Source organism: Paracandidimonas lactea, from assembly GCF_021653995.1.
Lineage (GTDB): Bacteria > Pseudomonadota > Gammaproteobacteria > Burkholderiales > Burkholderiaceae_B > Allopusillimonas > Allopusillimonas lactea.
The window spans coordinates 1-13,345 of the sequence record NZ_JAJJOZ010000012.1 but is presented as its reverse complement, the minus strand read 5'-3'; the positions used below and the strand labels follow the sequence as shown (position 1 = coordinate 13,345).

11 protein-coding genes are annotated in these 13,345 nt (G+C 60.6%); 2 read left to right on the top strand and 9 right to left on the bottom strand.

The annotated features are described in order from the left end of the window. Positions 1–17: 17 nt before the first annotated feature. The 9 genes from LOL23_RS17510 to LOL23_RS17470 form a co-directional block, all read right to left on the bottom strand. On the bottom strand, positions 18–1,463 hold the full coding sequence (locus LOL23_RS17510) for a lipopolysaccharide biosynthesis protein (RefSeq protein WP_237173996.1): 1,446 nt from the start codon (positions 1,461–1,463) through the stop codon (positions 18–20). Continuing rightward, positions 1,460–2,551 (bottom strand): DegT/DnrJ/EryC1/StrS family aminotransferase, encoded by a 1,092-nt coding sequence (locus LOL23_RS17505; protein ID WP_160979496.1) that lies wholly within the window; start codon positions 2,549–2,551, stop codon positions 1,460–1,462. The genes LOL23_RS17510 and LOL23_RS17505 overlap by 4 nt, the downstream gene beginning before the upstream one ends. Next, on the bottom strand, positions 2,548–3,147 hold the full coding sequence (locus LOL23_RS17500; RefSeq protein ID WP_237173995.1) for an acyltransferase: 600 nt from the start codon (positions 3,145–3,147) through the stop codon (positions 2,548–2,550). The genes LOL23_RS17505 and LOL23_RS17500 overlap by 4 nt, the downstream gene beginning before the upstream one ends. After that, the gene (locus LOL23_RS17495; RefSeq protein ID WP_160979500.1) at positions 3,128–4,087 is read right to left on the bottom strand and encodes a Gfo/Idh/MocA family oxidoreductase; all 960 of its coding nucleotides are present in this window, start codon (positions 4,085–4,087) and stop codon (positions 3,128–3,130) included. Before LOL23_RS17495 ends, LOL23_RS17500 begins: the two co-directional genes overlap by 20 nt. A gap of 27 nt (positions 4,088–4,114) precedes the next feature. Continuing rightward, positions 4,115–6,367 (bottom strand): GNVR domain-containing protein, encoded by a 2,253-nt coding sequence (locus tag LOL23_RS17490; protein WP_237173994.1) that lies wholly within the window; start codon positions 6,365–6,367, stop codon positions 4,115–4,117. Positions 6,368–6,375: 8 nt separating this feature from the next. Next, complete coding sequence (locus LOL23_RS17485) at positions 6,376–7,533, bottom strand: polysaccharide biosynthesis/export family protein (RefSeq protein ID WP_160979504.1); 1,158 nt, start codon at positions 7,531–7,533, stop codon at positions 6,376–6,378. A 305-nt stretch (positions 7,534–7,838) separates the two neighbouring features. After that, on the bottom strand, positions 7,839–8,423 hold the full coding sequence (nusG, locus tag LOL23_RS17480; protein ID WP_160979506.1) for a transcription termination/antitermination protein NusG: 585 nt from the start codon (positions 8,421–8,423) through the stop codon (positions 7,839–7,841). A 479-nt stretch (positions 8,424–8,902) separates the two neighbouring features. Beyond that, positions 8,903–10,015 (bottom strand): PLP-dependent cysteine synthase family protein, encoded by a 1,113-nt coding sequence (locus tag LOL23_RS17475; protein WP_160979508.1) that lies wholly within the window; start codon positions 10,013–10,015, stop codon positions 8,903–8,905. Positions 10,016–10,148: 133 nt separating this feature from the next. Continuing rightward, the gene (locus LOL23_RS17470; RefSeq protein ID WP_160979510.1) at positions 10,149–11,054 is read right to left on the bottom strand and encodes a LysR family transcriptional regulator; all 906 of its coding nucleotides are present in this window, start codon (positions 11,052–11,054) and stop codon (positions 10,149–10,151) included. A 154-nt stretch (positions 11,055–11,208) separates the two neighbouring features. Here LOL23_RS17470 and LOL23_RS17465 point away from each other — a divergent pair, with 154 nt between their 5' ends. Together LOL23_RS17465 and LOL23_RS17460 are read left to right on the top strand one after the other, a co-directional pair. Then, positions 11,209–12,219: a uroporphyrinogen decarboxylase family protein gene (locus tag LOL23_RS17465; RefSeq protein ID WP_160979512.1), complete on the top strand. Its 1,011-nt coding sequence runs from the start codon at positions 11,209–11,211 to the stop codon at positions 12,217–12,219. Between the two features lie 62 nt (positions 12,220–12,281). Further along, positions 12,282–13,268, top strand: coding sequence for a Bug family tripartite tricarboxylate transporter substrate binding protein (locus LOL23_RS17460; protein WP_202411718.1), 987 nt, complete (start codon positions 12,282–12,284; stop codon positions 13,266–13,268). Positions 13,269–13,345 lie beyond the last annotated feature (77 nt).

Genomic DNA, 13,345 nt, shown 5'->3' with positions numbered 1-13,345 from the left:
CGGAGAGTCTCGTTGATTCAATATGCTCGTCGGAGCAGATAAAGGAAGCGCGCCGCTACGAAGAGCAGGCTGACTGCAAGCGCCGGCAGCCATAGGTCATACGGCTCGGTGAAGAAGGTTTTTGCGGTGATGAGCGGTGTCATGCAGAGCGCCCCCCAGATCAGGGCGCTCAAAGAGGGCCTCAGTAATGCGGAGGGCGAGTTGCCCACGCGGAGAGTGATCCATATCAGGTAGCCGACCCAGCAAAGCATGCTGCCGATCGAGAACAGCGCCACAGTCAATACGAGATCGCCCAAGAGGCCGCCGGCAAGGATGGCGGTGACGCGCACCGCGAAGACAATCATATAGAACACCAGACCTTCCCGTTGCACTTCGAGTACCGGGATTAGGGTGCTGAGCGGGGAGGCTATGAACCGCACATACAGCCAAGGCGCCATCCACTGCACCAATACACCCGCTTCACGCCATGCTTTGCCGAACACGAAGGCAAAGAGATCCGGTGCGGTGAAAACCAGCACCATGACGATGGGCATGGCGATCTGCGCTAGTTTCTCGTAGACCGTACGAACCAGCGCCCCTAGTCGGGCATCGCGGTGCGCCTGGGAGGCATTGACCAGCAGCACTTGAGCGATCGCACTGCCCAGCACGGTCATTGGCAGCCCCAGCACGCGATTGGCCAACGCATACAGACCTGCTGCGCCAGCACCGAACAGATAGGCGAGCAGGATTGTTGGGAGTTCGCGTCCCGCGGCATCCATCAGATTCGACCAAGTTGAGAACATCGGGAAATTGCGATAGCGCATCGCTGCCAAACGCATACCCGTCCAGCTTACGTGCTGAAACACCCCGCTGGCTGCGGCACTGCGCCCCAAGGCAATGCAACCCGCGCCTTGGCCCAGGGCATGTCCAAGCAGCAGCGCCAGCGGACCCAGGGACACACCACCCAGCTGCATTGCCAGGGTGGCTCCAGTCTGTTTGAAGCGAGTACGAGCAACCAGCCCGTATGACTTGCGGCGCAGCGCCCAGAATCCCAACACTTGGCTCAGGCTGCCCAGCAGCAGGCCAAGTGGCAGGACCCACATGTAGGGGGTGAGCGCCTCGCCGTCCATGATCCACGCCAGCCTGTCTCCCCAAGCGTGGATCACCACCGCGCTCAAAGCCGTCATGCCCACTGCAACCAACATGCTGAGTACGGCGATGTTTGCGCCGTCTTCTTCCGCTGCCGGCAGGGGAATCGCCTCGTCGTAACACAGGGTGCATACACTCAAGAGCATTATCAGCATGGCGGTGTAGATGGCCAACAGCCCGAACTCGTCCGGCGTATACAGACGCGTGAGCAGAGGCGCGGCGATGATCAGCAGCAGCTGTGAACCTGCCGTGCCTCCGACCAGTAGCGCCACACCCCGCGCAAACGGATTGTTCGGCAGCCGCAGAAGACTCCACGGCATGGGTCTCTGAGTCATGCAACGATCTCTTGCAGAAGGTCGGCAATGCGTTGCTGTGTTTCTTCATTCAAGTAAGGGTGCATGGGCAGGCTCAGTACTTCCCGCGCTGCGGCATTGCCGCGTGGAAGGTGTGCATGGGGATTTTCCACGGCTGGCTGCTTATTCAACGGCACTGGATAGTGGATAGCGGTAGGGATGCCCGCTTCGCGCAGTTTCTCCTGCACCGTTTCACGATCCGCCACGCGCACTGTGTACTGGGCGTACACGCTGACATTGTGCGCCTCTATGCGCGGAGGGATTGCCGCGCCCGAGCCAGTCAGCATGCGCTGATAGCCTTGGGCCACGTGTTGACGTTGCGCGATCTCGTCGGGAAATATCTCCAGCTTGGCCAGCAGGACGGCGGCCTGCAGCGTGTCCAGGCGGCTGTTTACGCCTACGCGCACATGATGATAGCGTCGGCTCTGGCCATGGCGGGCGATCTGACGCATGGCCAGCGCCAGATCGTCATCGTTGGTGAACATAGCGCCGCCGTCGCCGTAGCAGCCCAGTGGTTTGCTCGGGAAGAAGCTGGTGCAGGCAATGGTGCTCAGATTGCACGACATGCCATTCTTATAGCGGGCTCCGAAACTTTGCGCGGCGTCTTCGATGACAGGCAGCCGATGGCGTGCGGCCACGGCGTTAATCGCGTCCATATCGGCGCACTGGCCATACAGCGACACGGGGATAATAGCTCGCGTGCGCGGCGTGATGGCTGCTTCGAGCAGGCGCGGGTTGAGTGTATAGGTGTGCGGATCGATGTCGACATACACGGGTTTCGCACCCAGCAGCGCAATGGTCTCGGCGGTGGCGATATAGCTGAAGCCAGGCGTGATCACCTCGTCGCCGGGGTGTATTCCCAGTGCCATCTGTGCGATCTGCAGAGCATCGGTGCCATTGGCGCAGGTGATGCAGTGTTTCGCACCGACGAAATTCGCCAGTTTGTCTTCCAGTTCGTCCACCTCGGGGCCCAGTATGTATTGGCCGTGAGCCAGCACGCGCGAAATGCGGATGTCGATCTGGACGCGGATCCTGCGCTGCTGCGTCTGCAAGTCTATGAATTCGATCATGGCTGCACCGTGGCGGTTGTCTCTATTTTTGTGAGTGTCTGTCCATCCAGGACATAGTGGTCGCCGGTGTGGGGACACAAAGCCTGCGCATGGCCCGTGGGCGGCAGGGGTAGGCGTTCTCCGTATTCGCTCATCCAGCCCACCTGGCGGGCGGGCACACCCACCACCAGCGCGTAAGCAGGTACGTCCGCATTGACGACCGCGCCAGCGCCTACGAAGGCGTACTCGCCTATCGTTACGCCGCACACAATGGTGCAGTTCGCGCCCAGCGTCGCGCCTCGCTTGACGTGTGTGGGGCGGTATTCGTGCCTGCGCACCACATGCGCTCGCGGGTTGTAGACGTTGGTAAACACCATGCTGGGCCCGCAGAATACGTCTTGCTCCAGAATGACGTCGTCATATATCGACACGTTGTTCTGGATCTTGCAGCCGTCGCCGATACGCGCGCTGCTGCCCACGTATACGTTCTGCCCCAGCGACACCGCCTGACCTATATGGGCGCCTGCGCTTACATGCACAAAGTGCCAGATGCGCGAACCCTCGCCGATCACCGCGCCTTCGTCGACGATGGCCGATTCATGCTGGAAGTAGTTCATGTTTCAGGAACGGGTGGTAGTCGCCCTGCAGGGATGCCAGCGGGGCTGTGCGGATATGGGAGACGGTGTCGATGGCACAGCGGTTGTCATCCAGGCCAAAGCCACGTCCTGCGAGGATCTGCTCATAGCTGCGGATATGCAGATCGGTAAAACCTTCGGAGAATTCAATCTCTTCGCCGTCCACCGTAATAGAGCGATAGGTGCGCTGGCCGGCCTGCCGCAACCGCTCGGGCACATTGTCGATATCGACAGACAGGAACCAACGCACGCGCGCGCGCTCATATTCAAGGAAGCCAGCAGCTTTAGTGGGCGAGTTGTAGTGCACAACGTTCTGCCGCAGGGCGCCAAACACGAAATGCAGCATGTCGAAAAAGTGCACGCCAATGTTGGTGGCGATACCGCCGGATTTGCGCAGGTCTCCCTTCCACGAACGCAGGTACCAGTGCCCGCGCGAAGTCACATAAGTCAGGTCCACATCGTATTTTGTATCTCGGCGCTTGCTTGCCACGCGGTCGCGCAGGGCGAGGATGGCCGGGTGCAGCCGTAGTTGCAGGATGGTATTGATGCGCCGTCCAGTGTCGCTCTCGATCTCTTTCAGGCCGTCGATATTCCATGGGTTCAGCACCAGCGGTTTCTCGCAGATCGCATCGGCGCCTGAACGCAGGGCGAAGCGCATGTGCGAATCATGCAGATAGTTGGGCGAGCAGATCGATATGAAGTCGATGGCATGTTCATCGTGCGCACGACGCAACTTGTCGATATGTCGGTCGAAGCGTTCAAACTCGGTGAAGAAGTCTGCATCCGGAAAGTGGCTGTCGATGATGCCGACGGAGTCATTGGGGTCGAGCGCGGCTACCAGGGAATTCCCGGTGGCTTTGATGGCCTGCATGTGGCGAGGCGCGATATAGCCAGCGGCGCCGATGAGTGCAAAATTTTTCATAGAGAAGGATTTCCGTGGGATGGCTCGTCAGGGGCGGTGAGTGGTGTAGTGCAGTCTGTCCTGGCTATAGCCGCTGCCGTAGCGGCTGCTGAAGCGATGGTTGGCCGGGTTGAAGTCATTCAGGATGACGCCGTTGACATGTGAGCCCACTTGGCGCAGACGCTTGGCGGATTCGCCGAGGTCTTCAAGCGTGGTCTGGTCAGCGCGCGCGAGCATAAAGAGCGTGCCAGCCAAGGGAGCCAGTGCAAGCGCATCCGACACTGGAAGCAGCGGCGCCGTATCGAACACCACTACGTCATAGTGGCTCGCCAGTGTTTTAATCAGCTTGGCGGTGCGTTCGGAGAGCAAGATCTCAGCGGGGTTCACCGGTAGTCGTCCGGTTGTGATCAGGTCGACGTTGGGCAGGACCGATGCGTGCAGGCAGGTGTCCAGGGCCTCGCCGCGCAGTATGTCCACCAAGCCCAGTTCGCGCTTCAGGCCGAAATGTGTATGCAGGGCGCCGCCACGCAGATCCGTATCGATCAGCAACACCTTTTTATCGGCCGCGCCGAGGACGGCGGCAAGATTCAGGCTGGTAAATGTTTTGCCCACATCCGCGGTTGGGCCGGCAATCATGACGATGTTGTTGGGTGCGGCCTCGAGGATGGTGTGCAGTGAAGTGCGCAGGCTGCGCAGACTTTCCACGGCGGGGTCGTCGGGCGCCACGCGCGCAAGCACGCGGGGTTCTCCGTGGCGCCGGACGGGCCGGCGCAGTTGGCGGTTGGCGCGCGGCTGCATTTTTGGCACGGTAGCGTACACATGCATGCCCGTACGCATTTCGATATCCCCAGCCCCACGTACGCCGCTGCCCAGCATGCCGCGCAGCAGCGCCAGTGCAATACCGGCGAAAAGCCCTGCTACACCTGCTATGGCCAGGGCCAGCGGCGGATCTGGTCTGACAGGATTCTCGGGGATGATGGCGGGATCGACCACGCGCACGTTGCCGACCTTGCCTTCCTTGATCAGGCGAAGTTGCTGCGTGCTGTTGAGCAGCGTGGCATACAGTTCGCTGGTCACGCGCGAATCGCGCTGCAGGTTCAACAACTGCTGCTCCAGCTCGGGCAAGCCGCGGATATGTTGATTGAGTTCGGCAACTCGGCCTTCGGCGGCGTTGATCTGTGCCGCCAGTGCCCGCATGGTAGGGTGATCCGGTCCGAATTGTGTGCTGTTTTGCCTGCGGCTCTGCTGCAGTTCGAACAATTGCGTCTGTAGCGTGACCAGGGCGTTCAGGGACAGCGAGCCTTCGGTGCCCAGGTCAAATGTGCCGTGCTTGTCGCGGAACGCGGTGTAGCGACTGTCCGCATCGTCCATCTGATTGCGTAGCTGCGGCAGGAAGGAGTCCAGGAAGGAAAGGGATTTCTCTGCCTCGGCGGCTTTGCGCCGGGTATTCTGCTCCACATACATGTCGCCCACTGTATTGAGAATGGTAGCGACACGCGCAGGGTCGCTCCCTTGCAGCGATACCGCCAGCACGCCGGACGGCTTGTTCTTCTCTTGGATGGTCAGTTCTTTCTGGAGCGCCTCCACAACGTGTTGTTGCGAATGACGAACCAGGCGAAACTCGGTTCCGGGCGCTGCGGAGAGTGTGGCCAAATCCAGTGAGCCTGGCCCGGCCGAGGTATTGAACTGCAGAGGTTTTCCCACTGCGCCTTGCGCCAGCGTGACGCCGTCCTGGTCGTGCAGCGCGTAGCCAGTGGCTGTTGCCACCACCGTCATGGGTTTGTTGTAAAGCGCTTCGGGAAGCTCGAACTGGCGCACCTGTATATGGGCCGGCCCCCAGGCGTAATGAGACAGCCACGGCAGGCTGGCGTAGGGCAGGCCGGGTGCATGCTGGGCAAACCAGCGGCCGACCAATGGAAAGTACTTAGGTTCGGCCGTCACATGGAGCCCTAAGTGGTCGCTGGCGCGGCCCACCACCAGGCGCGATTTGAGAATCTCCATCTCGGCGGTGGCGGGCGACTGGATGTTGAACGCGGTCGCAAGCGCCCCCATCACATTGTTGTCGCCCTGATCTTTGTTCTGCTCGACCTGTATCAGGAGATCCGCCTGGTATACGGGTTTGCTGAGTACGACGTAGCCAGCGCCGGTCAGCAACGCGATGAGGATGCTGGCGGCGATGAGCCCGCGAGAATTGAACAAGGTGTCGAGAACGCCAAGCACATCGACGTCATCCTTGCTGTCCGCCGTTGCGACCGCGACTAACTGCTGCGGATCGGCAGGGGTCAGTGGGTAGGCTTGCATGGTAGGCCTCATCGAGTCATGTCGCGGGTGGCGGCGACTGCGCCGTAGCTTGGAAGAATGTTGCTGATCACACGCTGCCACCGGACCACCGGCGCCGGGTCGACAAAGACCATGTCCCGACCCCGCAGCTGGAAGTCTGACGCCAGCACCATGGCAGTCGGTTTGCTGGCATCCAGGTGGTAGATCTGTGCATTACCGTCTTCGCCTTTGCGGATCACATACACCTGGCGGGGATTGCCCGACAGCGGATTGACGCCGCCGGCTTCACCCAGGGCCTGCGCCAGAGTCAGCCGTCCGTCATGCATGGGCTGTGCGCGTGGTACGTAGACGTCGCCCAGCACGAAAACCTTGTTTTCCTGCTGGTTGATGACCTGGAGCAGGTCACCATTGCGCAGCATGATCCGTGAAGGATTGACGCCCGCGTCGGCCAACCGCATCAGATTGATGACGGTGCGCTTCCCATCGCGCGTCAGGACCACGGAAGACCGGTCTGCTTCCTCTGTGAAACCACCTGCGCGACTGATGGCTTCGGGCAGTGTCATGGGCACGTCATTGATGGTCTGCAGGCCGGGGGTGCGCACCTCCCCGTCGACATACACGCGCCCGTTGCGGTACGCCTGTATGCGCACCGTGATCTGGGGCTCGCTGATGTGGCCGACCAGGCGGCGCACGAGCATTGCGCGGATCTGGTATTCGTTCATCCCGGACACGCGGACAGGGCCCAGGAACGGGAACTGGATCATGCCGTCGGGGCTCACGTTGTAGCCATTGCCAACGTCGGGCGCGCCCGGCACTGCCGTGGTAGACGCTGTGCCCGCTCCGCTGAGCGCGAGCTCTGGATGGTTCCAGACGACGATGTTGAGGATGTCTCCAGGGCCCACGAGATAGCGCTCGGGGGGGGTGAACAGTTGCTCGACATCCGGCGCAACGTTCGTCCGTGCGGCATTGGCTTCGCGTGCCAGCAAGTCCGTGGAGATGGGAATAAGCGCGCCCGGAGGTGCGCCAGGCTCATTCAGTTCTTGTTCGACCTTCTTCGGGTCGCCCATATAGACGCCGGGAGAAATGCTGCAGGCAGCCAGAAACAAGGGGAGGGCGGCCAGCGACAATGACGCGGCGGTCCGCTTCGCCAGATGCAGGCGGCGGAAAGCAGGGTGCGTGGTATTCATAGTGGCGAGTTTCCGGGTGCGGGATTCCAGTGTTGAGGGTCTCCCCAGGCGGCGCGTCCGGTGGCATCCCATCACCGCGCATGGCCCGAAACCGGGCAGGCTACCGCAGTGTCCGGTTGCGGAACCGGGCACGTTGCGGCGCGTTGCCTGGGGAGGAGGCGCTGTCCGCGTCGTTGACGACGCTGTTTTCCGATTCGCCCCCAGGCCTCATTCCGGATGTTTCCGGTATTATTTTTGGGGCGCCGGCCACCTCACTGTCCGTGAGGCGATCTTTGCAATCAATGCTTGTCGGGACCTTGCCGCCTTCAGGCGACCTGCACCATATGTGGGCTGAGCTTCACACGGGTCTGTCGACCCAATAGCGACATCAGGACAATCACGCGTTGCGCCGAAGAAACCTGCACCAGGCCCTCCAGCCCTTCCAAGCCTGCGGCGTCGTAATGGCTGATGCGCACCCGGGTGCCCGGAGCTGGCAGGTGTGCCGAATTCGGAAGCGTTTTGAGCTGGGTTTCGCGTGCGCGGATCGCATCGATCAGTACCGACTGAACCTGTGCGTAATTGCCGCCAAAGCTCAGGATGGACAGCACGCCCCGGGTGGAATGCACGGGGCGGATGGATTGTCGGGGCGACGCGGGCCTGAAGAACAGGTAACGCGAGAACATCGGTTCATACGCATGTGTGGCGGGCGCGATACCTCGGCGCGGTATCATCGGATACAGCGGCAGATAGGCCTCATAGCCTTGGCGTTCAAGGTTTGCCAGCGCTACCGATTCTTGACGGGCGTGGGTGTATGCAACAAACCAGTCTCCGGGCGTGGTAGTCGGCAGATCCACTGACCTGTTCTGCGGCGTCTGTGCGGCAGCTTGCCCGATCAATGTCAAATTTCGCATGGATCCCCTCCGTCCCTTCCGCTTCGCCCATCGGTTCATCGTGTCGAACGACTGATCTGGCGAGGGATAACAGTTGTTTTCAAGATGTGTAATTGATAACCGGGACGGGCCTGGCTCTGCCATCAGCCAAAGTGCATAAACCGCAATGCTTACCGTATTTACGCTTACGCCATTCTCTGGAGGCGGGTTATGGGCACGTGATGGGAAATTGCCAGGCGGATTCATACCTGGCGGGTGGACAGCCACGTGCACACCGAAACTGGATTAATCCGAACAGCCAATGAAGGTGGATGCCAACCCGCGGTTTGTTATGCCCGTCGCATGGGCGATAGGCGAGCGGCCAGCGTGAAACGGGTTGCTACAAGAGATGAAATAAAAACGGCGCCCGACCGGGGAAGGTCGGGCGCCGTCCGGGTCAGGGCGGACCAGCGGGCACCAATGCAGATTCCGCGTGTGTTTGCGGAAAGCGGAACCGGCGTTCAGGGCGCCATAGCGGGTTCCGCGCCGCACGGCGCCGCTACCTTGACCGGCCAGCAGCAGGTGGCAAACGCTGTCTCGATCTGCTCGGCATAAGGTGCCAGATTGAACTTATTCTCAGCGACCCAGCGGTCATCGTAATACGTGTCCAGATACCGGTCTCCGTCATCGCAGGCGAGCAAAACGATGGAGCCTTCTCTTTTCTCGTGCTTCATTTCGCATGTCAGTTGCAGGGCGCCGTAGAAACCGGTGCCTGTGGAGCCGCCATAGCGACGCCCAAGCAGCCTGTGGAGAAACCGTATTGCGGCCAGTGAAGCCGCATCAGGCACCTGGATCATGTGGTCAATTACGCTGCGGATGAAGGACGGTTCTACACGAGGGCGGCCGATACCTTCTATCCTGGAGCCTGCGGCGCTTGTAACATCCGCGTCCCCACACGCGAAGTACGTCTGGAAGACCGAGTTTTCCGGATCTACGACGCACAGGCGGGTTGTCAGCTTGCGGTAGCGGATATAGCGTCCGATGGTCGCCGATGTACCTCCTGTGCCGGCGCCCACGACGATCCAATCCGGTATTGCATGTTCTTCTTCCTGCATCTGGTCGTAGATGGATTCCGCGATATTGTTGTTGCCGCGCCAGTCGGTCGCGCGTTCGGCATACGTGAACTGATCCATATAATGCCCGCCGCACGCATCGGCCAGTCGCTGCGCTTCGGCGTACACGTCGCCCGGCCGGTCGACAAAATGGCAGCGGCCGCCGTAGAACGCGATCTGCTCCACTTTCGCCCGGGCGGTGGATCGCGGCATGACGGCGACGAAAGGCAGGCCCAGCATCCGCGCGAAATAAGCCTCCGAGACCGCTGTGCTGCCCGATGACGCTTCGATGATTGTCGTGTCTTCGTTCACCCAGCCATTGCACAGCGCATAGAGGAACAGCGAGCGCGCAAGACGGTGCTTCAGGCTTCCGGTTGGATGTGTCGATTCATCCTTGATGTACAGCTTGATGCCAGGCGCGTCCGGAAGCGGCAAGGGAAGCAGATGGGTATCGGCGGATCGTCTGTAGTCGCGCTCGATAATCTCGATGGCATTGATGGTCCAGTTGCTGCGTTTTGTCATGGCGGTCTCCGTTGGCAGACAGGCGCGGCCGCCTGTGTCGGGCCGCGCTCGATATGGCCGGGAGTGTGCCAGCGGGGCGCGGGTAGCGACAGCGGTATTTCACAAAACGCGTCTTCGTATTTGGCGAATCGTCCTAGCCGTCCATGGGGTGATCGCCCTGCTTGCGCAAGTGCTCGATGAGCCTTGCCACATAGGGCAGGCGTGCCTCTCCGTCGTTGCGCACGCATACGCGAAGCGAGCGCCGGGCCCATGATTCATCCAGAGGCAGGATGCGCACGTTGTCGCAGTTGGCGCTTTGAAGTGCCGAAAACGGCACGATGCTCAGGCCGGCACCTGCGCCAACCATGGCTACCACGGAACTGAAGCTGCTGACCTGTATGCGGATATCCAGTGCATGCCCGAGCGATGCGGCCCGGCGCGTTAGAAATGTGTAGATGGCACTGCCGGCTTGCAGGGTGACGATTGGGTGTTCAAGACATTGAAGGAATGTCACCTGCTCATGCGAAGCCATAGCGTGATCGGCGGCAACCGCTACCATCAGGTGGTCTTCGTGATAGGGGTAAAACGTCAGGCCAGGATGATCCCCCGCCCAGGTGACCACACCGACGTCCGCACTTCCTTCGGCCAGCGCTTCAATAATCTGGTGGCTTACCCTTTCGTGCATCACGATGCGCACTTCGGGTTGTTCGCGCAGAAACCGTTGCAGGTCGCTGGGTAGAAAGGACGCAACTGCGCTGCTGTTTGCCAGCAGCCGAACCTGTGCCTTGACGCCGTGCGCATAAGGCGCCAGCTCGGCATGCATTTCTTCGAGCGCCGTCAGGCAGCCGCGCACGTGTTTGACGATGACTTTACCGGCCGGTGTGAGTGCGACGCCTCGGGCCTGGCGCAGCAGAAGCTGGGCGCCCAACGACTCCTCGAGCCGTTTGATTCGCATGCTCGCCGATGAGGGCGCCAGGAAACAGGCCGCCGCGCCGCCGGTGACACTGCCGCTGTCGGCAATGGCGACGAGAAGCTTGAGATCGGTGAGACTGTAGTGCATGTGGGTTCGCGTTATACGAAAGCTGGTTTCTGAAAAGCCCGTTTGTAGCGGGGGAGCGAATGTCACAGAATTGAAACTATACCGCCAACATACGGTAACAGCCGGGCAAGGCCGCCGGGCTTTCTTACCGCAGACTCAGCAGGGGGAATAGCACATGAAATCCATGGATCATTGGGGCCGCATACAGGCCGCAATCAATGGCGACGAGGTAGATCATCCGCCCATCGCATTCTGGAAGCACTTTCCGGAAGACGATATGCATGTCATGAAATTGGTGCGGCATACCGTGGAGTGGCAGCGCAAATGGGCGTTTGATCTGGTTAAGTTCATGCCGCCAGGAACGTTCAGCGCGGAAGCTTGGGGGGCGGTGTCTGCGTTCGAATCGGCGCAAAATGGCGCCCGCGTCATTATCGAGCCTGCCGTGCGTCAGTATGCCGACTGGGCGCAGATCAAGCCGGTTTCGGCCACGCGTGGCGCATTCGGGCGCCAGAATGAGGCGCTGGCCTATGCCGCGCGCTTTCTGCGGGGAAGCGTGCCTATCCTCCAAACCGTATTCAGCCCTCTGGCTACCGCGCGGAAGATGTCGTCGGACAGGCTGTACGCCGACCTGCGATGCGCCCCCGATGCGGTGGAGCAGGCACTGGAGGCCATTACCGAAACCACCATCGAGTTTGCACTCGCCGCGCTTGATGCCGGCGCGCATGGTGTGTTCTTTGCAACGCAACAAGCGTCAAGCCGGATACTGACTGAAGCGGAATATGAGCGCTTCGGGAAGAAATACGACCTGATGGTGCTGGATGCGATACGGGACAAAACACGCTTCAATATGCTCCACGCCCACGGCGAGGACATCATGGTGCCGCTGCTGTCAGCATATCCGGTGCACATGGTCAATTGGCACGACCGGTTGACCTATCCTTCGCTCGCACAGGCTGTGGCCACACTACCCGGCCTGCTGGTAGGCGGCGTTGATGAATCGCGTACACTCCTGTACGGATCGGATGAAGACATCGCACTCGAGATCCGGGATGCGCTTGAACAGACCGGCGGCAGGCGCCTTATGCTGGCGCCCGGCTGCGTCCTGCACACGGCAACGCCTGATCGCGCCATTGCCGCAGCGATCGCTGCCGTGCGCAGCCCCGAGCACCAAGCATTGTGCGCGTGACCATGCTGTAGCGCAGCAGTTGCGTTACGCGAGTCGTATACGAAAACATACAAGGAGACACTATGCGTTCACGCATCCTCAAAACCCTGTTCAGCCTGTCCCTGGCGTCGTCTTGCCTGGTGTCGGCCAATGCATTGGCTGCATGGCCGGAGGCAGATAAGCCCATCCACCTTATTGTGCCTGCGCCAGGCGGCGCCGGCACAGCCGATACCATCGCGCGGCTGCTTGCCGACAAGCTAGGTGGCAAGCTGGGGGCGAATGTCATTGTCGAAAACCGGGGTGGCGCCAATGGCAATATCGGCGCAGCCATGGCCGCCAAAGCCAAGCCCGACGGATACAGCATTCTGTTTTCGTGGGCAGGCACCTTGGCGGTGAGCCCGCATATCTATAAAGAGCCTGGATTCAATCCGACCAAGGATTTCGAGCCCATTGGGCTGGTCGCCGAGGTGCCTAACATCCTCGTGGTGAACAACACACTGCCCGTCAAGACATTGGGGGAGTTCATCGATTACGCGAAGAAAAACCCCAACGAGCTGAACTTTGGTTCGAGCGGCGTTGGCAGCTCCATGCACATCGCGGGCGAGTTTTTCATGCGTGAAACCGGCACGAAGCTGATGCATGTGCCCTATTCCGCGCCGGGGCAGGCCACCACCAACCTCATCGCCAATGATATCCAGGCGATGTTCCAGTTGGTGCCGGGCATCATCGGCCAGATCAAGAGTCAGCAGGTACGCCCGTTGGCCCTGTTGGCCAAGCAGCCGTCGCCCAGTCTGCCCGGTGTGCCAACAACAGCATCGTTGGGCCATCCTGAGTTATTGTCCTCCACCTGGTTTGCCCTCCTGGCACCGCGCTCGACGCCCGCATCCATCACCGATCGGGTAAACGGCGCCTTGAACGAAATCCTGAAAGATCCCGCCGTCATCGACAAGCTCGGCGCCATGGGCGCCACGACAATCGGCGGCACCCGTCAGGAACTCGCAGCCTATATGGGTGACGAACTGAAGAAGTGGGGCACTGTGCTAAACACTGCGGGAATCACGGCCAAGTAAGGGCTCTACATCATGAACGGGGGACAAGCGGTATTCATTAGACTTGTTTTTGCGAAGAACATTTCTAATGGAAGCAA